This is a genomic window from Marinobacter sp. ST-43 (assembly GCF_030541085.1).
GTDB lineage: Bacteria > Pseudomonadota > Gammaproteobacteria > Pseudomonadales > Oleiphilaceae > Marinobacter > Marinobacter nauticus.
The window spans coordinates 41,617-62,959 of the sequence record NZ_JASSVO010000010.1 but is presented as its reverse complement, the minus strand read 5'-3'; the positions used below and the strand labels follow the sequence as shown (position 1 = coordinate 62,959).

Annotated in this window: 17 protein-coding genes; 8 read left to right on the top strand and 9 right to left on the bottom strand. The window is 58.9% G+C overall.

Annotated features, from left to right (window positions below; genetic code table 11):
• The first annotated feature begins 54 nt into the window (after window positions 1–54).
• Window positions 55–2,679 carry a DNA mismatch repair protein MutS gene (gene mutS, locus QPL98_RS13060; protein WP_303293395.1) on the top strand — a complete coding sequence of 875 codons (2,625 nt, stop codon included), beginning with the start codon at window positions 55–57 and terminating at the stop codon, window positions 2,677–2,679.
• A gap of 163 nt (window positions 2,680–2,842) precedes the next feature.
• Complete coding sequence (gene fdxA, locus QPL98_RS13055; RefSeq protein ID WP_011785560.1) at window positions 2,843–3,166, top strand: ferredoxin FdxA; 324 nt, start codon at window positions 2,843–2,845, stop codon at window positions 3,164–3,166.
• 73 nt (window positions 3,167–3,239) lie between these two features.
• Here fdxA and QPL98_RS13050 read toward each other — a convergent pair whose 3' ends face one another.
• From QPL98_RS13050 to QPL98_RS13030, 5 genes are all read right to left on the bottom strand, one after another.
• The gene (locus tag QPL98_RS13050) at window positions 3,240–4,274 is read right to left on the bottom strand and encodes a hypothetical protein (protein ID WP_011785561.1); all 1,035 of its coding nucleotides are present in this window, start codon (window positions 4,272–4,274) and stop codon (window positions 3,240–3,242) included.
• Window positions 4,275–4,403: 129 nt separating this feature from the next.
• A complete protein-coding gene (locus tag QPL98_RS13045) occupies window positions 4,404–5,354 on the bottom strand; it encodes a DegV family protein (RefSeq protein ID WP_011785562.1) in 951 nt (316 codons plus the stop codon).
• Window positions 5,355–5,471: 117 nt separating this feature from the next.
• A complete protein-coding gene (locus tag QPL98_RS13040; RefSeq protein WP_011785563.1) occupies window positions 5,472–6,290 on the bottom strand; it encodes a metal-dependent hydrolase in 819 nt (272 codons plus the stop codon).
• A 241-nt stretch (window positions 6,291–6,531) separates the two neighbouring features.
• Window positions 6,532–7,908, bottom strand: a complete 1,377-nt coding sequence (locus tag QPL98_RS13035; protein WP_303293394.1) for a solute carrier family 23 protein — start codon at window positions 7,906–7,908, stop codon at window positions 6,532–6,534.
• A gap of 93 nt (window positions 7,909–8,001) precedes the next feature.
• On the bottom strand, window positions 8,002–9,630 hold the full coding sequence (locus QPL98_RS13030; protein ID WP_014420961.1) for an acyl-CoA synthetase: 1,629 nt from the start codon (window positions 9,628–9,630) through the stop codon (window positions 8,002–8,004).
• Between the two features lie 148 nt (window positions 9,631–9,778).
• Between QPL98_RS13030 and QPL98_RS13025 the strand changes: the two genes are divergently transcribed.
• Window positions 9,779–11,290, top strand: coding sequence for a PAS domain S-box protein (locus QPL98_RS13025; RefSeq protein ID WP_286892929.1), 1,512 nt, complete (start codon window positions 9,779–9,781; stop codon window positions 11,288–11,290).
• A complete protein-coding gene (locus tag QPL98_RS13020; protein ID WP_014420959.1) occupies window positions 11,290–11,940 on the top strand; it encodes a response regulator transcription factor in 651 nt (216 codons plus the stop codon). The genes QPL98_RS13025 and QPL98_RS13020 overlap by 1 nt, the downstream gene beginning before the upstream one ends.
• On the opposite strand, the gene QPL98_RS13015 is transcribed toward QPL98_RS13020, so the two are convergent.
• Complete coding sequence (locus QPL98_RS13015) at window positions 11,928–13,343, bottom strand: PLP-dependent aminotransferase family protein (RefSeq protein ID WP_183579274.1); 1,416 nt, start codon at window positions 13,341–13,343, stop codon at window positions 11,928–11,930. The two genes, QPL98_RS13020 and QPL98_RS13015, sit on opposite strands and share 13 nt — an antisense overlap.
• 205 nt (window positions 13,344–13,548) lie before the next feature.
• Here QPL98_RS13015 and QPL98_RS13010 point away from each other — a divergent pair, with 205 nt between their 5' ends.
• Genes QPL98_RS13010 through QPL98_RS13000 form a run of 3 tightly spaced genes read left to right on the top strand, consistent with a single transcriptional unit; the run spans window position 13,549 to window position 15,896 of the window.
• Window positions 13,549–13,854, top strand: coding sequence for a hypothetical protein (locus QPL98_RS13010; protein ID WP_303293393.1), 306 nt, complete (start codon window positions 13,549–13,551; stop codon window positions 13,852–13,854).
• Window positions 13,851–14,660, top strand: coding sequence for a PhzF family phenazine biosynthesis protein (locus QPL98_RS13005; RefSeq protein WP_303293392.1), 810 nt, complete (start codon window positions 13,851–13,853; stop codon window positions 14,658–14,660). The genes QPL98_RS13010 and QPL98_RS13005 overlap by 4 nt, the downstream gene beginning before the upstream one ends.
• A 45-nt stretch (window positions 14,661–14,705) precedes the next feature.
• A complete protein-coding gene (locus tag QPL98_RS13000; protein ID WP_303293391.1) occupies window positions 14,706–15,896 on the top strand; it encodes an NAD(P)/FAD-dependent oxidoreductase in 1,191 nt (396 codons plus the stop codon).
• 6 nt (window positions 15,897–15,902) lie between these two features.
• On the opposite strand, the gene QPL98_RS12995 is transcribed toward QPL98_RS13000, so the two are convergent.
• The 3 genes from QPL98_RS12995 to QPL98_RS12985 form a co-directional block, all read right to left on the bottom strand.
• On the bottom strand, window positions 15,903–17,354 hold the full coding sequence (locus QPL98_RS12995) for a phospholipase D family protein (RefSeq protein WP_303293390.1): 1,452 nt from the start codon (window positions 17,352–17,354) through the stop codon (window positions 15,903–15,905).
• A gap of 109 nt (window positions 17,355–17,463) precedes the next feature.
• Window positions 17,464–18,402 carry a universal stress protein gene (locus QPL98_RS12990; protein WP_226611022.1) on the bottom strand — a complete coding sequence of 313 codons (939 nt, stop codon included), beginning with the start codon at window positions 18,400–18,402 and terminating at the stop codon, window positions 17,464–17,466.
• Window position 18,403: 1 nt separating this feature from the next.
• The gene (locus QPL98_RS12985; RefSeq protein WP_011785574.1) at window positions 18,404–19,891 is read right to left on the bottom strand and encodes a SulP family inorganic anion transporter; all 1,488 of its coding nucleotides are present in this window, start codon (window positions 19,889–19,891) and stop codon (window positions 18,404–18,406) included.
• Between the two features lie 169 nt (window positions 19,892–20,060).
• On the opposite strand from QPL98_RS12985, the gene QPL98_RS12980 reads away from it, so the two are divergent.
• Window positions 20,061–21,341, top strand: coding sequence for an MgtC/SapB family protein (locus QPL98_RS12980; protein WP_022990968.1), 1,281 nt, complete (start codon window positions 20,061–20,063; stop codon window positions 21,339–21,341).
• Window positions 21,342–21,343: the final 2 nt, after the last annotated feature.

Sequence of the window (21,343 nt, the reverse complement as noted above, 5' to 3'; positions counted from 1 at the left end):
CCGAACGGCGTGCCACCACCCTTGCCGATGTTTACCCGGAAGAATTGAGGAACTATGACGGACCTGTCCAAGCACACCCCGATGATGCAGCAGTACCTGAAAATCAAGGGAGAACACCCGAACGAGATGGTGTTCTACCGCATGGGGGACTTCTACGAGCTGTTTTACGACGACGCTAAAAAAGCCGCAGAGTTGCTGGACATTACCCTGACCGCACGTGGCCAGTCCGGAGGTAATCCGATTCCCATGGCAGGGGTACCCTTCCATTCGGCCGAAGGCTACATTGCCCGCATGGTTCGCGCGGGCCAGTCCATCGCTATCTGCGAGCAGATTGGAGATCCTGCCACCAGCAAGGGCCCGGTGGAACGCAAGGTCGTGCGCATTGTCACTCCCGGCACACTGAGTGACGAGGCGTTTCTGGAAGACCGCCGCGATAACCTGCTGGCAGCCATCTACCATCACAAAGAGCAGTTCGGTTTTGCCTCACTGGATATTTCCAGCGGCCGGTTCGCGGTGTCGGAACTGGAGAGCCTTGAAGCCCTGCAGGGTGAGCTTCAGCGCCTGCGACCCGCTGAAATCCTGATCAGCGAGGATTTTCCCTATACCGACATCCTTGAGGGTTTCACCGGCGTACGCCGCCAGGGCCCCTGGCTGTTTGAATCGGACACCGCCCTCCGGGTGATCACCCAGCAGTTGCAGGTACGCGATCTCACCGGCTTTGGCTGCGAAGACCTGACCCTGGCCGTTTGCGCTGCCGGCTGCCTGCTGCAATACGCCAAGGAGACCCAGCGCACAGCACTGCCACATATCCGAAAACTGACCCGCGAACGCCGGGAAGACGCCGTGATACTGGATGCCGCCAGCCGCCGGAACCTGGAAATCGACACCAACCTGATGGGTGGCCAACAACACACCCTGGCCTGGGTGATGGACCGCACCGCCACCGCCATGGGAGCCCGGGAGCTCCGACGCTGGCTGAACCGTCCACTTCGGGATGTTGAGCGCGTGCGCCAGCGCCAGCAGGCAGTATCTGCGCTGCTGGACGGTTTCCACTATGAGCCGGTGCACGATCTGCTGAAACGGGTGGGTGATATCGAACGGATTCTGGCCCGGGTTGCCCTGCGTTCTGCCCGCCCCAGGGACCTTGCGCGCCTGCGCGACGCTTTTCATGCCCTGCCAGAACTGCAGGAGGCACTGAAACCGGTCAACTCACACCATGTCGTGAAGCTGGCCACCGTCATCGGTGAATACCCGGAACTGGCCGACCTGCTGGAACGCGCCATCATCGACAACCCGCCCGTGGTGATTCGTGATGGCGGTGTGATTGCCGAAGGCTTCGACGAAGAATTGGATGAACTCCGCAACATCAGTGAAAACGCCGGCCAGTACCTGCTGGATGTGGAAACCCGGGAGCGTGAACGCACCGGCATTTCCACCCTGAAAGTGGGGTACAACCGGGTGCATGGTTATTACATCGAAATCAGCCGGGCGCAGTCTGACCAGGCGCCGGTGGACTATATCCGCCGCCAGACCCTGAAAAACGCCGAACGTTTCATCACCCCGGAACTGAAAGAGTTTGAGGACAAGGCACTGAGCGCCAAAAGCCGTGCCCTGGCCCGGGAAAAAGGCCTGTACGACGATGTCCTCGAAACCGTGGCCGAACAGCTGGCCCCGCTACAGGACGCCGCCCAGGCCCTGGCCGAACTTGACGTGCTGAGCAACTTCGCCGAACGAGCCACTTCCCTGCGCTTCACCGCGCCGGAATTTACCGACCAGCCAGGATTTGATGTGGAGGAAGGTCGGCACCCGGTGGTGGAGCAGCTGCTCGACGAGCCGTTTGTGCCCAACAACCTGTTGATGGATACCAAACGCCGCATGCTGGTGATCACCGGCCCGAACATGGGCGGTAAGTCCACCTACATGCGCCAGGCCGCCCTGATTGCCCTGCTGGCCTACACCGGCAGTTTCGTGCCCGCCAACCGCGCCGTGCTTGGCCCGGTGGACAGGATCTTCACCCGCATGGGCTCCTCGGATGACATAGCCGGTGGCCGCTCCACCTTCATGGTGGAAATGACCGAAACCGCCAATATCCTGCACAATGCCACCGAACACAGCCTGGTGTTGATGGATGAAGTGGGCCGCGGCACCAGCACCTTCGACGGCCTGTCGCTGGCCTGGGCCACGGCTGAGCACCTGGCAAAGAACATCCGGTGTTACACCCTGTTCGCCACCCACTACTTCGAGCTGACCCAGTTGGCCGATGACCTCGAACATGCGGTTAACGTGCACCTGACCGCCACCGAGCACGACGACTCCATCGTGTTTCTGCACAATGTGCACGATGGCCCGGCAAGCCAGAGTTACGGGCTGCAGGTGGCAAAACTGGCCGGTGTACCCCAGGATGTGATCCGCAACGCCAAAACCCAGCTGGCCCATCTGGAAGGCCTGGGAGCAGGCAGCAACCCGTCGCCGGCGCCCGTGAGCGTTAATGAGCCGGAACCGGCTACGCCATCTGCGGCTAAGACCGCCACTGTGGATGCAGTGTACCAGGGCGACATGTTTGCCGTGGCCGAGCCGAGCGTGGTGGAACAGGCCCTGGAGAAGCTCGATCTGGACGGCATTACCCCAAGAGACGCGCTGAACCAACTTTATGAACTCAAGGGGTTACTGGCAAAATAACAGCATTCTGCGCCAAACTTGATCTGGGTAATAACGATATAGCAGGCCAACGCTTGCGGCAGTGTGGGGGGCTCCCTACAATATCGCTCCAAATTATAAACGGGGCCGGGTAACTGACAGGCTCCTGATGAGACTGAATCTTCTACGAACCAGGGATCTGACTATGGCGTTTATCGTTACTGATAACTGCATCAAGTGTAAATACACCGACTGCGTGGAAGTCTGCCCCGTGGACTGCTTCTACGAAGGCCCCAACTTTCTGGTGATCGACCCGGACGAGTGCATTGACTGCGCCCTGTGCGAGCCAGAGTGCCCGGCCGAGGCAATCTTCTCGGAAGACGAGCTACCGGCAGGCCAGGAAGCCTTTGTTGAAATCAACGCAGAGCTGGCCGGCAAGTGGCCCAACATCACTGAAAAGAAAGACCCGCTGCCAGATGCCGAAGAGTGGGACGGTAAGCCCGACAAACTCAAGTACCTGGAGCGCTGAGACCAGGCCGCGCGCAAACAAAAAGGCCGGAGGCATCACCTCCGGCCTTTTTTGTGTTTGGCCCTGATGCGTTTCAGCCAGCGGCCGCCAGCAGCTTTTTCGTCGCCGCCGAACGATAGAACGGTTCCAGCCTGCGCCGCAACAACGCCTCCAGATAGCCCTCCTGCCGGAGCAGATCCACCAGCGGCAAGCCCACCGCTTCAAGTTCTGTGACAATCACTTCCCGCGTGACGCCGATATCCGCGAGCAGGTTCATCACCGGTTGGTTACCATAGCGGGCATACAATCCCTCCACTACTGCCTGAACACAGCCCTCAAAATACGGGGTCTGGCGGAAATGCAGCCAGAAGTCATAGCCCAGCACCACAAATTCCTGCAGCTGAACATCACCCAGTCCGTCCTGCAGATCCTCGATGGTTCGGTCTTCGAGAGACACCCAGGCCGCCATGACTGTGTCACGCAGTTCGTCATCACTCAAAGCCTTGTGCAGGAACTGCTCACTTCGGGCAATCAGGCTCGGCAGGCTGTCCGAAAGCCAGGCCTTGATGCGGCGTTCAAAGGTCTCATCCAGCCCCGGCACGGCCTTGTTAGCCATTTTCTTGCCGAATTTCATCATCGAGCCCACCCCGGGTACTGAGCGGGTAATCAGATTATCCTCGTAGAGGTAGTTCACCAGGCCGTGATAGACCACATTCGACACCAGCTCCTGATAAACCGGGTGCGCCATAATCTCACTGATCACCCGTTCCCGCTGGTGGCGCAACTCCAGGGCTTCCTCAACAAACGCACTGGCCTGCTCCCGGGACAGAATATCGCCCAGCCTGGTCTGGCTCTGAACCGGGGCCTTCAACACTTCGGTTGCCAGGTCCGCTGCCAGCTCCGGAATGCCGGCATCCAGCTCCATGCTCACCACCACCCGCCGGATCAGGCCCATAATCTGCTCGGCACTGACCACGCGTTCCAGGGTCACGCTATTGGCATACTCCAGCAGTTCGTCCACTTCCTGATGCAGGAACTTTTTCAGTTTGGCGCCTTTCAGGGCATTCAGCTCGTGCCGAACGTGGGCTTCAAGTAATTGGTCCGCCAGGGTTGAGGTGGTCTCGGTCATAAGCCTGTTTTCCTTTGCCAGGTTTTCTTGTCTGGCAAAGAGGCTAACACGTTCCGGGGTAAGGCGGGTTTGCCCGAACTACACCTTCAGGCGTGATACAGGGCCAGTCTGGCGACCGGCCCGTTCGATTTACTGAAAATCACTGAACTCGTGAGGCTCGGCTGCCAACGCCAGGCAGATACTGCCCGGCCCCACATAAATGGCACTGGTAATGCCCATCTGGGACAACAACAGCTCAACGCCGTTCTGCTCGCAGGCGTCCCGAAGGCGATTCAGGCCCGGCAGATCCTCGATTTCGGTCCAGCTCAGGCCACAGGAAAGGCTGACATACGGCGTCAGCAAACCCGCTTCCACCCGGGCGACCGCGTAATTCATCACCTTCTCCACAGCCATGTCGAAGTTACGGGTCTTGGCAACCGGTTTGCCTTCCACACCCTGCCCGAAAATCACCGGGATGATGTTCAGCGCCTTACCCAGGAAAGCCGCCACCGCAGACACGCTTTTGTCCCCTCGGCGCCGGGCGCGTTCACGGATGTAATGCAGATCCCGGGGAATGACACAGGTGTAGATTTTGTCGGTGAAGGTTTCCACTTCATGGCGAAGCGCATTCTTCGATACTTTCTGGCCAATCAGCTTCAGCGTGTGAGCCGCCAGCAGCCCCTGGCCGGCAAATATCTGTTTGCTGTCGATCACCCGCATGGAAAATTTGCCATCCCGGCCTGCAGCCTTGCGCGCCTCTTCATAATGCGCCATCACAGAGTTCATGGCTTCAGATGCGTTCTGGTAAATCAGGCTCCGGCTGCGGGTAACAGTTTCGCAGATGGCGACATCAAATTCGGTGACAATTTTTTCCATGAAAAGATCATGAATCTGCTCGGCGCTGAACGCCTCCGTTTCCGCCTGGTGCCCCTTATCGAGCAGGCCGCTCTGATAGAACTCCTGGGTACGGACAGGATCGTGGTTATCGATGTAGGTCTGGCCATCAATTATGGCCGTGACGGGCAGCACAAACAGGTCGTGTTTGCGGGCGAATTCATAGGGTAGATCACAGGCGCTATCAACGATCAGACCAACTCGCATGCTGAATGTCTCCGGATTCGGGCGCGTCCTCTGGCGGGAGCGCCCTTTTTTATGATTATTTTGCAGCGCCCCAGTGTTACACAGGCTGATGAAAATTTCAGCAAACCGGGAACCGGATCAGGCTTCCAGTTCCCTCAGATTGGCTTCCAGCAAACCGCGATTGTCCTGCTGCCACGGGTGGAAATCCCGCCGGAAATAGGCCAGAAAATCCGGCAGGCACTTGCGCAGAACCCCCGGTTTGCCCCACAGGAAATTCAGCCCGCCCAACCAGGTTCTCAGGCTCCAGAGCTTGCCGTCGGTTTTCAGGAGGCTGCAGGTATTAAGGAAGGTGTAGCGGAAGAAATTCCAGGTTACGAACAGGAACACGATCCGGCGAAGCTTGTCGTTGCCAATACAGGCACGGTATACGTCGAAGGCCACCGACTTGTGTTCGGTTTCCTCAATGGCATGCCAGCGCCACAGCCTCTTCATGGTTGGAGTCGCCCCTTCCATCCACTCCGGGTGACTGAGAATGGCGTTGGCCAGAACGGCCGTGTAGTGCTCAGCACCACAAGTCCCGGCCAGCTGCCGACTCGGCGGCAGGCGCCCGACCCACTCCATATGTTTGCGGAACCGTTCGTCCAGGGCATCAATATCGTAGCCCCGGGCTTTCAGAGCCTCGTTGTATTCCTTGTGCTCGCGGCTATGCAGAGCCTCCTGGCCGATAAAGCCCTTGATCTCCTCCTTCAACTTGGGATCGGTAATCTGATCCCGGTAGAGCCGGACTGCGTTGATAAACTGTTGCTCGCCATCCGGAAACTGCAGGGACAAGGCATTGAAAAAGGCCGTTCGAAAGGCATCGTTGCCATGCCAGAGCGTTCTCAGTTCGGTACGAACATCGAACCGCAGGTGCCGGGGTTTGACCGTGACACCATCGGGGGTGGAGCTGATCGTCATGGCAGCCTCCTGTGGTCTGTTTGTTGTTATCGGGAGTTTGACTGCGGATAATTTTTAATCAACGGCCTCAGTTTACCCCCACGTAACTGCAAACCGGAAGGCATACCTCAAGAAAAAAAGACGCTTTGTCACAATATGACAACTTGTCAGAAACCTTGACAGAAACAAAAAAGGGAGGCGCTCAGGCCTCCCAAGGACACACAGTGGGTAGATGCCGCCGCCGAACACGGCGGCATCAGGTTCAGTGCTCGTTGACCGGCTCCGAGCCCGGTGCTTCCGGGTCGGGGGTAAAGCCGAGAATATGAGTGCGCTCGATCAGGAAGTACAACACCGCACCAGTGGCCAGGCCCCAGCCCGCGCCGTAAACCGCGAGTACTACGCCCATCGTGCCAGCAATACCACGTTCAGTGTTGTTTTCCAGTTGCTCCAGGCCCACCATCAGACAGATGTAGCCAGTCAGCAGCAGTGTCAGCGACAGCGCAATCGGCAGCACCGGCTGGAAGAAGCTCACGAGCGGCAGCACAAACAGTGCGATGAAGCCTGTAATCCAGAAGGTGCCACCACCGCTGTAGATGGAATCCATGGCATTACGGCCATACTTGTAGCGCTCGGCCATGGTGGCGGTCACCGCCGTCCAGATCGGGCCAGCCAGGCCAGGGTAAGGCGCGAAGAATGCGTGGCCGCCATTACGGATAGCGGTCACCAGGTGCACGCGGTCCACGCTGTTGTCGATGTCTTCGTCTTTGCGCAGGTGGTCGACACGGTTCATCAGGGACTGACCCACCACGATGTCACCGAAGGCAATGACGTAGGCAATGACTGCGGTCGGAATCGCATACAGGAATACATTCAGATCCGGGAAACCAACGCTAAACGGCAGGTAATTCCACAGCTGGTCGAACGCTGGCTTGGTGATCCCCCACTCCACGTTTGGCACATCGTATTCGCCGGTGGCAAAGCCCACCAGAATGGCCACCACCATGCCCGGCACCATGCCGTAGTTGGCAATCTTGCGGGCCAGCACGTTCTTGTCGACAAAGCCTTTGAACGAGACCGAGAACATCAGATACAGACACACCAGACCACCCACGATCAGGGAGATCGGCGTGTTGGCCAGGCGGCCGCCGGCCTCGATTTCACCCATCAATGCCGCAATACCGGCACCAATAATGATACCGCCCTTCATCGAGCGCGGAATCCAGTTAACCAGTTTGCTGCCCAGACGGGTCACGCCCAGAATCAGGAAGATCAAGAACACCAGGAACTGCAATGCAAACAGCGCCTGGATGGCCTCAGGACCGGGTTCATAATCGGAAAGGAACAGCAGCACCACCGGAATACCCGGGGTAATCCAGCCGGGCACCAGAGGCACACCCAGCAAGGCTGGCAGCATAAAGCCGATACCGCAGATCACCACGTAAGCAAGGGCCACGTCGTAGGGAACACCGAGATATTTTTCCAGCAGCGGGATCATGGCCAGGCTGACCACAAACATGATCAACGCCTGCACCATCTCCGCAAATTCCCAGCGGTAATGCACAAACGGAAGACGAACTTTGAAGGGACCAGCAGGCCAGTACGGCTGCTCTTCACCGTTTTTTCTGTGGAACATTTGCATAAAGAAACCTCCAGACACCGTGTTTCAGGCGCCAGCCAGTGTTGTTTTTGTGGAGAGGTATGGCTGCGCCGGCAGGCGCAGCCGTTAAAGGATTCAGTTCAGGTCTTTGGCCTGGTCCCTCAGTACGAACTTCTGGATCTTGCCGGTTGAGGTTTTCGGCAGCTCCGTGAAGACCACGGTCTTGGGCACCTTGAAGCGGGCCAGGTGCTCGCGGCAGAAGTTGATGATGTCGTCTTCAGACACATCCCCGGCTTCCGGCTTCAGGGTGATGAAGGCACAGGGGGTTTCGCCCCACTTCTCATCAGGCCGGGCAACCACCGCCGCTTCCAGTACGGCCGGATGACGATAGAGGGTATCTTCCACCTCGATGGTTGAGATGTTCTCGCCACCGGAGATGATGATGTCCTTCAGGCGATCCTTGATTTCCATGTAGCCGTCTTCGTGCCACACCGCCAGGTCGCCAGTGTGGAACCAGCCACCACGGAACGCCTCTTCCGTGGCGGTCGGGTTTTTCAGGTAACCCTTCATCACGGTGTTACCACGCAGGAAGATCTCACCGATGGTTTTGCCGTCCTTGGGGACTGGCTGCATGGTGTTGGGATCAGCCACCATGGTGCCGCCCAGCGTGTGGTAACGCACACCCTGGCGGGCTTTGATCTTGGCGCGATCATGCAGAGGCAGCTCGTCCCACTCGGATTTCCAGGCACACACAGTGACCGGTCCATAGACTTCGGTCAGGCCATACACGTGAGTAACCTTGATGCCCATTTCTTCGATGGAGCCAATCACCTGGGCAGGGGGCGCAGCGCCGGCAGTCATGGACTTCACTTCGTGGTCGATGCCCGCCTTGGCTTCCGGTGAGGCATTCAGCAAGGCATTGAGGACGATCGGGGCACCACACATGTGGGTAACCTGATGGTCACGAATCAGCTGCAGAATCTTCTCCGGGTCTACCCGGCGCAGACACACGTGGGTACCGGCCATGGCGGTAATGGTCCAGGGGAAACACCAGCCATTGCAGTGAAACATCGGCAGCGTCCACAGGTACACCGGGTGCATGTCCATGGACCACACCGTCTGGTTGCCCAGCGCGTTGATGTAGGCACCGCGGTGATGGTACACCACGCCTTTGGGATTACCGGTGGTGCCGGAGGTGTAGTTCAGGGAAATGGCATCCCACTCATTATCCGGGAAACTCCACTGAAACTGCGGGTCCCCTTCCTGCAGGAAGGCCTCGTAATCCAGATCGCTGACCTGAACGCCCTCACCATATTCCGGGTCATCCACGTCAATCACCAGCGGCTTGTGCTCCAGATGGCGCACCGCGTCCTTGATCACCTGACCGAACTCCCGGTCAGCAATCACCACCTTGGCTTCGCCATGCTCCAGCATGAAGGCGATGGCTTCGGCATCCAGGCGAACGTTCAGGGTATTGAGCACGGCACCGATCATAGGGATGCCGAAATGGCACTCCACCATGGCCGGAATGTTCGGCAGCATCACGGCAACGGTGTCGCCCCGGCCGATTCCACGGCCTTTCAGGGCAGATGCCAGGCGCAGACAGCGGTCGTAGGTTTCAGCCCAGGTGCGGCGGATAGCACCGTGAATGATGGCCGGGTAATCCGGATACACACTGGCCGTGCGCTCGATAAAATCTATGGGGGATTGAACAGCGTAGTTCGCGTCCCGGGGCTCTAGGCCCTGGTCAAAGATCGACGTCATTGGCGTGGTCCTCTAACTCGGATGTTGTTCTTATGGCGTATTCAGAAGAATCGCTAAAGCAGCTATTATCAGCATTGCCGAAAATGGTAGACCACAGCAAAATTACTAGAAACTCTACCATGGTATTATGGGAATACTTCTATAAAACATGACAGATCCCAACAATTCTCGACAAATCAATCTCCTACTGGACAGCGATCCGCAACCCACGCTGATTCTGGCAGCCGACGCCACGGTATCCGACTACAACCGTGCCACCCGTGAGTTGCTCACTATCAGTAAAGCACCTACACCAGATGCTTTGTTACCGGTAAACACTCAGGCGCTGGTGCAGGCGGCCATCGGCCAGGGCCGGGCCATTGAGGATGTGGAGTCACGGTTCAGTGATCGAATCGTTCTGTGGAGCTTTATTCCCCTGCCAGAGGGCACGCAGGTTCTGGTGCGCGGGCGTGATGCCACCAACGACATTCGGGATCAGGAGCAGGCGGTCCGCTCCAACCGGCTTTACCGCCTGATCACTGAGAACACCACCGACCTGATCTCCCGCCATGCCCCGGATGGCCGTTTTATCGACGCCACGCCCGCCTCCTGGCGGCTGCTGGGATACTGGCCCGAAGAGCTGCGCGGCAAAGCCCTGGAAGACGTTTTCCAGGGGGAGAATCTGGCCGAAGAGCTGGCACAAACCCGCCACCGCCTGCGGGAAGACGGCTACGCCACCCTCACTCTGGAACTCCATCACCGGGACGGCAGCCGCCGCTGGTTCGAAATTGCCAGCCGGGCCATCCGCGAGACATACACCGGTGCCGTAGTCGAAGTGATCAGTGTCTCCCGTGATATTACGGCCCGGGTAGAATCGGAAGAGCAGAACCGCCGACTGGCAGACGAGCTGGCCCATACCGCCCGCCTGGCCACCCTGGGCGAGCTCGCCTCGAGCATTGCTCATGAAATGAACCAGCCGCTGGCCTCCATCGTCAATTTCGCCAGCGCCAGCCAGCGTTTTCTCAAGGAAGCGGACAAACATCCGGACCGTCTGCTGAAAGTGGACGACGGTCTGCAGAAGATCGTACATCATGCCAACCGGGCCTCAGAAGTCATCAAACGGCTACGAGCTTTCCTGCGCAAGGGCCAGAAGCGCATGGCACCGGTCTCGCTCAATGCCGTTATCAGCGACGTAGTGAAACTGTGCCAGTGGGAAGCTGAAAAAAACGGGGTCCGGTTACAGGAGTATCTGGCCGCCGATTCTCCCGTGATTACCGCAGACCCGGTTCTGCTGGAGCAGGTGTTGATCAACCTGGTCCGTAACGGCATAGAAGCCAATGTCGAAGCCCGTGGCGAAACCGGCCGGCTGTCCCATATCGTGGTGACCACCTGCATCAACGATCAGCGCGAAACCCTGATCCAGGTCACCGACGAGGGCACGGGCCTGGATGACGAAGGCATACGCCAGATGTTTCAGCCGTTTTTCACCAGCAAACCCAAAGGCCTGGGGCTCGGGCTGTCCATGAGCCGCTCCATTATCGAAGGTTTTGGCGGCTTTCTCGACGCCATACCCGCCGAAACCGGCGGGCTGTCATTGATCTGCCGGTTTCCGCCCAACCAGCACCGGCTCGCCCCAAATCGCACCGCAGATTTCGCACATTCGCCAGGAGAAAAACCCTGATGCCAGACACGCACAACACGGTCTACGTGGTCGACGACGACGCCGGCATGCTTGAATCCACCCAGTGGCTACTGGAATCAGTGGGGCTGAAGGTGAAAGCCTACAGCGATGGCCGCCAGTTTCTGGATGCGGTGGAAGACCAGCGCCCTGGCTGCGTGGTTCTGGATATCCGTATGCCGGGGCTGGGGGGATTGAACGTACAGGAAGAGTTGCAGAAACGAGGCCTGGACGTGCCGATCATCTTTGTTTCCGGCCACGCCGACGTGCCCATTGTGGTACGGGCCTTCAAGTCCGGGGCTTTTGACTTCATCGAAAAACCATTCAACGAACAATTGTTGCTGGACAGTGTGCAACAAGCCCTTCAGGACGCCGACGATCCTGTACCAAACGCAACGCCTGCTGCCAGTACCGAAGCATTGATTGCCAGCATGACCCGCCGGGAAAAGGATGTATTCCTGCCCCTGGCCCAGGGTTACACCAGCAAGGAAATTGCCGAGCAGCTGGATGTCAGCGTCAAGACCATCGACCTGTACCGGGCCCGGGTGATGAAGCGCCTTGGTGCCGAGCGCCTGCCAGACGTGACCGGCCTGGCCATTGCCGCGGGTCTGTTGAACCCGCTCGAACTCAGGCAGCCCGCTCAGCCAGAATGACGCTGGACTTCGTGGGCCAGGGAGCCAAGTCGTATCACCGCGGTCTCCAGCCGGTCTGTCCAGGGATTGCCACCGTTCAGTCGCAGGCAGTTCTCGAACTTGTTGGTGGTTGAGAACATCAGCCCCGGTGCCACGTTGATGTTTTCAGCCCGGGCGCGCCGATACAATTCAGTACCGGACACACCGTCCGGCAGCTGCACCCAGAGCACAAACCCACCCTGTGGCCGGCTGACCGCCGTGCCCTCCGGGAACGACCGGGCCACGGACGAACGCAGCCGTTCGGTCGCCTCACGGTAGTGTTGGCGGGCAGCGCGCAAATAACGATCGTAACCACCCTGCTCCAGAAAATGCGCCACCGCCAGCTGTGGAATGGATGAGGTTGCCAGGTTCACAAAATATTTGTGCTGGCGAGCACTGGCCATGTGTCGACCGGGGATCATCCAGCCCAGTCTCAGGCCCGGTGAAATGGTTTTGGAGAAGGAGCTGCAGTAGATCACGTTATCGGCGCGATCAAAAGCCTTGGCCGGCCGCGGGCGCTCACCCGTGTGGTACAGATCGCCATAGATATCGTCTTCAATCAACGGCACATTGGCGGCCGCCAGCATGGCCACCAGTTGTTGCTTGCGCTCGTCCGTCATCCTGGCACCCATAGGATTACTGTGATTCGGCACCACCACGCAGGCTTTCAGAGGCCACTGCTCCAGGGCCAGTTGAAGTCCCTCCAGGCTGATACCATCGGAGGGATGGGTTGGAATCTCAATCACCCGGAGCCCCACCACTTCCAGCGCCTGCAGGATTCCCGGAAAGGAAGGCGATTCCACGGCCACAATGTCGCCGGGTTGGGTGACCGCTCGCAGGGCCAGGATGATGGCCTCCTGGGCACCGTTGGTGGCTAGTACATCGTCTGGCGAGATCGGCACGCCGAGGCTGGCCATGCGCTGGGCAATCTGCCGGCGAAAGGATTCCTTGCCGGGGAAGGCGTAGTCCAGGGTTTCCAGGCCCCGCCGGGCAGCCCACAGGGTGCTCTGCTGGATCTGCCGCAGCGGCAGGTAATCCGGGTGTGGTATGGCGGTTGCCAACGGCACCATGCGCTTCTGCTCGTCCGCGCACAGATCCAGTGTCATTTCCCGGGCAGACACCGGCAGCGGCTGGCTGCGTTGTTCCGACATTCTGGGTTCCGGCACGTCCCTGGCAGGCAACCTTACGAAATAGCCACTACGCTCCCTGGCCTGCAGATAGCCACGGGCTTCCAGCGTCTGGTGGGCCTGAAGCACTGTGGAAATGCTGACACCAAACTGACGGCTGAGCACCCGAACCCCGGGCAAACGCTCACCCTCCCGGTAAACGCCATCACGGATCAGCCCCTGCAGCTGATCTGCTACCTGGTTATAAAGCACACCCATGGTCTTCTCCCTGTTTGCAGTGGCCAATCGAGGTCTATTGCAGCAGATCCGGCGCCAATTCAGGCAGTACAGATTGGCTACTTTTCGGCCAGCACAGTTCAGATTATAGATCATCTGTACCGATTCAATGCCTGGTTAACTGAATCTGTTATGGCAACACGGATAGGCGAACAATAGAGCCATCCACTGAAGAAGGAGCTTCACCATGGCACAGGTACAGAAAACCCACGAGCGCTTTAATCAACAACCGGACAGATCCAGAGCCAGTCAGAAAGACCTGTTCAACCTTGTCGGAGCAGACGCTACCACAGGCAACGGCCTTCACCTGAAAACCATACAAGGCCTGGCCCGGGAGGGCATCCAGGTAGTCCCGGCCGGCCACAACCACTGGATTCTCACCGGCAACCGCCCGCTGCCGGAAGTCCACTGCTACAGTGAGCAGGAATTGCAGCGCTTTGCCCGTTCGCGGGCCAGACATTATCTGACCACCCCCAACAGGGAGAGCCGATGAACACCACACCGATTTATCAGGTTGATGCCTTTACCAACGCCCTGTTCGGCGGTAATCCGGCGGCCGTTATGCCGCTCGACCAATGGCTGCCAGACGACCGGATGCAGGCAATAGCGCTGGAGAACAACCTGTCGGAGACCGCGTTTCTGGTGCCGCTGTCAGAGTCCGACCCGGCGGATTTTCATATCCGCTGGTTCACCCCCACGGTGGAAGTCCCCCTGTGTGGCCATGCCACACTGGCTTCGGCATGGGTGGTGTTCAACCGCCTGAACTGGCCGGCCGACACCGTACGTTTTCACTCCAAAAGTGGCCCATTGGCCGTTACCCGCCGGGCAGAAGGCTGGCTGGAGCTGGATTTCCCGAACCTGCCCTTCGAGCACAGGCCAACGCCGGCGCTGATTCTGGAGGCTTTGCCCGGGGCGCCGGCCGAGTCTTTCTACGTGCCTAACGACACCAATTACATGGTGGTGCTGGGTTCCGAAGACGAGGTACGGAACGCAAACCCGGATAACCGCAAGCTGGCCGAGCTGGGCAACCAGGGCTTGATTGTGACCGCCCCGGGAACGGACTGCGATTTTGTCAGCCGCTATTTCGCTCCCGGCGCCGGTATCGACGAGGACCCCGTGACCGGCTCCATCCACAGTGTGTTGGTGCCCTACTGGGCTGAGAAGCTTGGTAAAACCGAACTCAGGGCTCGCCAGGTTTCTGCCCGCGGCGGCGAACTGCGCTGCGAGCTCCGGGGCGAGCGGGTGGCCATTTCTGGCCAGGCAGCCTTCTACATGGAAGGCTCCGTTCACCTGCCGTGAGGCTGGTATACTGCCCGGCGTTCTTCACCAACGGCGGGTAGTATCATGGCAGGTTCATCCTCAGCGTATGACGTAATCATCATCGGCGCTGGCGCAGCAGGGCTGATGTGTGCGGCAACCGCCGGCTACCGGGGCCGGCGTGTGCTGGTACTGGACCATGCCAACAAACCGGGCAAGAAGATCCTGATGTCCGGCGGCGGGCGCTGCAATTTCACCAACCTGAACAGCACACCCACCAACTTCCTCTCGGATAATCCCCATTACTGTATCTCGGCGTTGAAGCGGTACACGCCCCAGGATTTCCTCGAACTGGTGGATCGACACGGCGTCGAGTACGAGGAGAAAGCGCCCGGTCAGTTGTTCTGCCGGGACAGCGCCAAAGACGTCCTCAATGTTCTGCTGACCGAATGTGAATGGGCGGGCGCGGAGATCCGGCTGAAGACCCAGATTCAGAAGGTACGGGAGGTGAACGGTGGCTATCAGGTTGTGACCGGCAGCGGCGTGCTGAGCTGCGAATCTCTGGTGGTTGCCTGCGGCGGCCTGTCCATTCCCACCATGGGCGCGACCGGATTCGGTTATGAGCTCGCCAGAACATTCGGGTTGAACGTCCTGCCGACCCGGGCCGGGCTTGTGCCCTTTACCCTGCAACCGGAGCTGAAACAGCAACTGGCGCCACTCTCGGGGGTCAGTTGTCCGGTCGATGCCCACTGCCATAACGAGCACTTCCGTGAGCCCATGCTGGTGACGCACCGGGGGCTGAGTGGCCCGGCCATGTTGCAGGTGTCCAGCTACTGGCGGCCGGGGGATGAGGTGCACATCAACCTGTTACCGGGCCAGCCAATTCGGGAGGACCTGCTGGCACTTCGCAAGCAAAAGCCGCAATCCACTCCGGCGCAGTATCTCAACCAGCATCTGCCCAAACGTTTTGCCCAGGCATTTAATGAACTTCAGGGCTGGCATGGCCCACTTCAAGGCTGCAGCAATCAGGACATCGAGCAGATTGCCGACACTCTGGGCAACTGGACGGTGAAACCTGCCGGCACCGAAGGTTATCGAACCGCAGAAGTGACCCTGGGCGGAGTTGATACACGCCAACTCTCCTCCAAAACCATGGCGGTTCTGGATCGGCCGAACCTGTTCTTTATTGGCGAAGTGGTGGACGTGACCGGGCACCTGGGTGGTCACAATTTCCAGTGGGCCTGGGCGTCTGGTGTGGCTGCCGGCAACGAGGCCTGAGCCCCGCTACAGGTATTTCTCGATAGGCAACCACGACAGCATCCGCGACATGGCCCGGCGCCAGAAACCCACCTCCGGCTCGTGCTGCACCTCCTGCCCTTCTGACCGCCAGACCAGCTCATCCTGGCCATTCAGCTCAACCCGCCAGCTGTTCCGGGGCTCCATGGCGTAACGGATATCGTCCGCCACGGCATCCGCGAGCTCTGGGCTTTTGATCACCAGCACCGTCTCGCCATTGAGATAGATGGAACGAAGATTCACGTTAAAGGACCCGACAAACAGGGTTTCCCGATCAAACACCACCGCTTTGGAATGAAGGCTTACCTCACCGCCTTCACAGGCTGCACTGGCGGCCACCCAACGTTGGCATGCAGGGGCATCCGGTCGTAATTCGTGTAGCTCAATACCCTGCTCCAACATCGCCCGGCGCCACCGTGCGTATCCGGAGTGGTTGGTAACCAGATCATTGGTGGCCAGCGAATTGGTCAGGGCGGCAACCTGTAAACGACCTCTGCCAATGTCGCTCATGGCACTGAGCTGATGGTCAGTCAGGATCAGATACGCCGATTCAATAAGAATCTCGGACCGGGCACCGTCCACCAGGTCATACAGGGTTTGCGCGGTTCGCTGGGGAGCCTCTGCGGGGGCATCCGGGTCTTCGGGAGGCGGATCAAACACCAGTTCGGCGGGTGCGGACACGGTGTTGGCAAACAAGGTCTCCAGATAGGTTCTTGCCGTTTGCCGGTTTCCTGGTGGCGCGATCTGGTAATGCCGCGAGGCGGCAGATTCAATCAGGACGTTGAGCTTCGGTTGTGCCTGTTCAGGCTTGGGATAAAGCTCTACCAGTGGCAAGGTCCAGGGACTGTCCCAGTAGGCCTCGAAATTGGCGGTCATGTCCCCCGCCAACGGCCCCAGCACCAGAACATCGCGATCCCGGAAGTTCAGTGTCGGATGCTGATCGAAGTACTCATCCCCGATGTTCCTGCCCCCGGCAATGCCCACAAGCCCGTCCACCACAAAGGTTTTGTTGTGCATGCGCCGGTTGATGCGATCAAAGTCAGTGATAAACGAGAGCCAGCGGCCAAAGCCATCCCGGGACCGGGATGGGTTGAAAATACGCACGCGGATATTGGGATGGGCATCCAGGAGGGCGAACAGGGATTCCTTGCCAGCGACGTTTATATCGTCCAGCAGCAGGCGAATCACCACTCCGCGATCCGCGGCCGCAACCAGGCGGCTGGCCAGGTAGCGGCCGCTGTCATCGTCGTTCCAGATGTAATACTGGGCGTCGATGCGCTGGCTGGCAGTCTCGATCAGTGCGGCCCGGGCCAGAAAGGCATCCTGGCCTGTGTTCAGCAGTTTTACCGCCGGCAACCCGGCGCCGACCCGCTCTTCGCTCTGTGCCTGCAGAAAAGCGTCTGGCTCCGAGGCGACCGGTATTGCCAGCCCGTGTTCCATCGGCTTGATCCCTCCTGCACAGCCAGCAAGGACAACCAGGGATATCAGGGTCAATAACCTTCTGATCATCGGGTTCCCTTCTCGGCTGCCTTTGAGCAATGGTTGCTCCTTATCTGAGAATAACCAGCGGCTTGTGCGCGGTTTTCAGCATGGTGGTTGTTGTACTGCCCACCAGAAACTGGCGGATTCGCGAGTGGCCGTAAGCGCCCATCACCAGAATGTCGATGCCGTGCTCTTCCTGATAGGCGTGCAGCGTGGGCTCCACATCGCCAGCGCGGATAGCCAGCGTGATCTCAACACCGAGGCCTTCCAGCATTTTTTCCGCTTTTTTCAGTTGCTCCCAACGATCGGCCGTGTCGGCTCCAACCATCACCAGGTGCAAAGGCATGCCCTGTAACACCGGGCTGGCCGCAATCATCTCAATGCCCTTGAAGGCGGTCGCGGAACCATCAAAGGCCACCATGGCACTTTTCGGCTCGCGGTATTCATCTGGCACCAGTAGAATCGGACGATGCACACTACGGATCACGGTCTCAAGCTGGCTACCGATGTGCACATCGCGATCGGAACTGCTTTCACCGTGCAACCCCATCACAAATAGCCGGGTTTCTTTTTCCAGCGCGGTCAGAGCCTCGGCCAGGTTGTCATGGCGCTGGCGCTTGACCGTCTCGCCAATACCCGCAGTTTTTACCCTGGCCTCTGCTTCGTCCAGCATGTGGTGGCCATGCTCCAGGGCAAGCTTGGAGCGCTTACGGTCCAGCTCCGCCAGCTCATCCAGCAAATGCTCGCGGCTGCCAAGGCCGATGCTGCCAGCCAGATCCGGCTCGGCCGGATACCGTTCTTCATCCAGAACATGCAGCAGCATCAGCGGTGTGTCCATGTGGCGGCTGGCCCAGGCGGCAAAATCGCACACTGCAGGGGCGGCCCGGGAACCGTCAATACACGCTACAATTCTCAACTTGTCTGCCGTCATAGCTGCCTCGCCTTGCGCCTGATTCTGGCTGTTATTATTGCTGCGAATGTCAGAGTTTTCTTTGGTCTGAGTCATATCAGTGCCCCATCAGCTGGTCAACGGCGTCGGGCTTGTCGTGCACCCCGAAGCGGTCAACGATGGTGGCACTGGCCTCATTCAGGCCAATCACTTCCACATCCGCACCCTCACGGCGGAATTTGATCACTGCCTTGTCCAACGCGCCAACGGCGGTAATGTCCCAGAAGTGCGCGCGGCTGAGGTCTATCACAACATTGTCCACCGCTTCCTTGAAGTCAAAGGATTCCAGGAATTTTTCCGAGGAACTGAAAAACACCTGGCCCACCACGGTATAGCGACGGGTGTCTGTTGCCTCGTCCAGCTCGGAGGTCACCAGCATGTAATGGCCAACCTTGTTGGCGAAGAACAGGGCCGCCAGCAGGACACCGGCCAGCACGCCGAAAGCCAGGTTGTGGGTGGCGACTACCACAATGACCGTAACCAGCATCACGATATTGGTGGACAATGGATGCTCCCTGAGATTACGGATGGAATCCCAGCTAAAGGTACCGATGGAGACCATAATCATCACGGCCACCAGGGCGGCCATCGGAATCTGCACCAGCCACTTGTCGAGCACCAGAACCAGAATCAGCAGAAAGACACCGGCCGTGAGCGTGGATAAACGTGTGCGACCACCGGATTTCACGTTGATGATGGACTGACCGATCATCGCGCAGCCGGCCATGCCGCCCAGTAAGCCGGAACCGATATTGGCAATGCCCTGGCCCTTGCACTCGCGGTTACGGTCGCTGGTCGTGTCCGTAAGATCATCGACAATCGTCGCCGTCATCAAGGATTCCAGCAGCCCTACCACGGCAAGACCGAGTGAATAGGGCAGGATGATCATCAGGGTTTCCAGCGTGAGCGGTACGTCTGGCCACAGAAAAATCGGCAAGGTATCCGGCAATTCACCCATATCACCTACGGTACGAATATCCAGCCCCATAACCATGGAGACAATGGTCAAACCGACGATGCAAACCAGCGGAGACGGAATCAACTTGCCCACAGTGGGTATCAGCGGGAAGAGATAGATAATAGCCAGACCAGCGGCGGTCATGGCGTAGACATGCCAGGTCACATTGGTGAGTTCCGGCAACTGGGCCATAAAAATCAGGATGGCCAGAGCGTTCACGAAACCGGTCACCACTGAACGGGATACAAACCGCATCAAGCCGCCCAGTTTCAGGTAGCCGGCGGCAATCTGGATCACACCGGTCAGCAGGGTTGCCGCCAGCAGGTATTGCAGCCCATGCTCTTTGACCAGCGTCACCATCAGCAGCGCCATGGCGCCGGTGGCCGCCGAGATCATTCCCGGGCGGCCACCGACAAAGGCAATAATCACGGCAATACAGAAGGAGGCATACAAGCCCACTTTCGGGTCAACCCCGGCAATGATAGAGAAGGCAATCGCCTCCGGAATCAGTGCCAGCGCAACCACGGTTCCGGCGAGCAAGTCGCCGCGGATGTTCGAAAACCAGTTCTGCTTGAGTGCGTTTGTCATGGTCAGGGGTGTCGCTTTCAATTCTTGGGGATATCAGATCGGGGCCGCGAAGGGTACCAGAAACCGTCCTGAAAGTATGGCCAGACTGGCCATCCAGACAGACCGGGGGTGCCGCCGGGGCCGCTAATTGCCTAGAATGCGTTTAAATAATCTTTGTGGTGACAAATACATGGACGATGTAGCAAGCCAGTTCCTAAACGCCAACCAGACCACCATCAATCTGGCCGTGGCCTTGCTGCTCGGGGCCATCATTGGCCTGGAGCGGGGCTGGGATGCCCGGGAGCAGAAATCCGGGGAACGCATTGCCGGTATCCGCACCTTCTCACTGGTCGGGCTGTTGGGCGGTATTGCCGCCGTATTGTCGGAGCAGATTACCCCCTGGGCCTTTCCGGTATTGCTACTCAGTGTAGTGGCCATGGGGCTGGTGGCCTACAGCGAGCGCCTGGAACACATCCGCAATTTCAGCATTACCGGCATGGTCGGCATGTTGTTGACCTTCTGTTTTGGCGCCGTTGCCGTGGCGGTGGATCCGGTGATCGCCACCGCTGCTGCGGTGGTCACCGCCATCATTCTGGACAACAAGGAAGAAATCCACGGCTGGGTACACAAGCTTCAGGCCAGCGAACTGGACGCGGCCCTCAAACTGCTCTTGATCTCGGTGGTGATGCTGCCTCTGCTACCAAACGAGGCCATGGGCCCGGGTGGCGTGCTGAACCCCCGGGAAATCTGGTGGATGGTGGTGATGATCGCCTCCATCTCATTTGTCGGTTACTTTGCCATCCGGGTTGCCGGAGCCCGCAAAGGCATTCTGTTCACCAGTCTGTTTGCCGGATTGAGTTCATCTACCGCCCTGAGCCTGCACTTCGCCCGGCAATCGGCGAAGAATCCCGACTTCAGCCCGCAGTTTGCTGCCGGCATCCTGATTGCCTGCGGCACCATGTTCCCTCGGATTCTGGTTTATTGCCTGGTCATCAACAAGGCACTGCTACCCAGCCTGATCTGGCCGGTCGCCATGATGACCGCCCTCCTCTACGTGCCCGCGCTGATCATTTGGCGCCGCAACGCCCGGCAACTGCAGGTGAGCCAGCCCACCATGAACCAGAACCCGCTGGATCTCTCTTCCGCACTGGTGTTCGGTTTCTTGCTGACCGCCATTCTGTTACTGGGGGAATTCCTCAAGAATGCCTTTGGCGATGTCGGCATTTACGCCCTGGCCGCCACCTCTGGCGTGGCGGATGTCGATGCCATCACCCTGTCTCTTACCCGGATGTCCAACGATGGCCTGGGCATGGATGCAGCCGTGCTGGGGATTGTCATCGCGGCAGCGGTGAATAATCTGGTGAAATCGGGCATCGCCTGGAGTATCGGCAACCGACAAACCGGTCTGCTGGTGGCTGGCCCGATGGTGTTATCTCTGGCCGCAGGCCTGTTGGTGGCCTGGCTGCAATAAGG

What these genes read in the sequence shown, in the direction of transcription:
- mutS (WP_303293395.1), top strand. Translation starts at nt 55, where the DNA reads ATGACGGACCTGTCCAAGCACACCCCGATGATGCAGCAGTACCTGAAA.
- fdxA (WP_011785560.1), top strand. Translation starts at nt 2,843, where the DNA reads ATGGCGTTTATCGTTACTGATAACTGCATCAAGTGTAAATACACCGAC.
- QPL98_RS13050 (WP_011785561.1), bottom strand. Translation starts at nt 4,274, where the DNA reads ATGACCGAGACCACCTCAACCCTGGCGGACCAATTACTTGAAGCCCAC.
- QPL98_RS13045 (WP_011785562.1), bottom strand. Translation starts at nt 5,354, where the DNA reads ATGCGAGTTGGTCTGATCGTTGATAGCGCCTGTGATCTACCCTATGAA.
- QPL98_RS13040 (WP_011785563.1), bottom strand. Translation starts at nt 6,290, where the DNA reads ATGACGATCAGCTCCACCCCCGATGGTGTCACGGTCAAACCCCGGCAC.
- QPL98_RS13035 (WP_303293394.1), bottom strand. Translation starts at nt 7,908, where the DNA reads ATGCAAATGTTCCACAGAAAAAACGGTGAAGAGCAGCCGTACTGGCCT.
- QPL98_RS13030 (WP_014420961.1), bottom strand. Translation starts at nt 9,630, where the DNA reads ATGACGTCGATCTTTGACCAGGGCCTAGAGCCCCGGGACGCGAACTAC.
- QPL98_RS13025 (WP_286892929.1), top strand. Translation starts at nt 9,779, where the DNA reads ATGACAGATCCCAACAATTCTCGACAAATCAATCTCCTACTGGACAGC.
- QPL98_RS13020 (WP_014420959.1), top strand. Translation starts at nt 11,290, where the DNA reads ATGCCAGACACGCACAACACGGTCTACGTGGTCGACGACGACGCCGGC.
- QPL98_RS13015 (WP_183579274.1), bottom strand. Translation starts at nt 13,343, where the DNA reads ATGGGTGTGCTTTATAACCAGGTAGCAGATCAGCTGCAGGGGCTGATC.
- QPL98_RS13010 (WP_303293393.1), top strand. Translation starts at nt 13,549, where the DNA reads ATGGCACAGGTACAGAAAACCCACGAGCGCTTTAATCAACAACCGGAC.
- QPL98_RS13005 (WP_303293392.1), top strand. Translation starts at nt 13,851, where the DNA reads ATGAACACCACACCGATTTATCAGGTTGATGCCTTTACCAACGCCCTG.
- QPL98_RS13000 (WP_303293391.1), top strand. Translation starts at nt 14,706, where the DNA reads ATGGCAGGTTCATCCTCAGCGTATGACGTAATCATCATCGGCGCTGGC.
- QPL98_RS12995 (WP_303293390.1), bottom strand. Translation starts at nt 17,354, where the DNA reads ATGGAACACGGGCTGGCAATACCGGTCGCCTCGGAGCCAGACGCTTTT.
- QPL98_RS12990 (WP_226611022.1), bottom strand. Translation starts at nt 18,402, where the DNA reads ATGACTCAGACCAAAGAAAACTCTGACATTCGCAGCAATAATAACAGC.
- QPL98_RS12985 (WP_011785574.1), bottom strand. Translation starts at nt 19,891, where the DNA reads ATGACAAACGCACTCAAGCAGAACTGGTTTTCGAACATCCGCGGCGAC.
- QPL98_RS12980 (WP_022990968.1), top strand. Translation starts at nt 20,061, where the DNA reads ATGGACGATGTAGCAAGCCAGTTCCTAAACGCCAACCAGACCACCATC.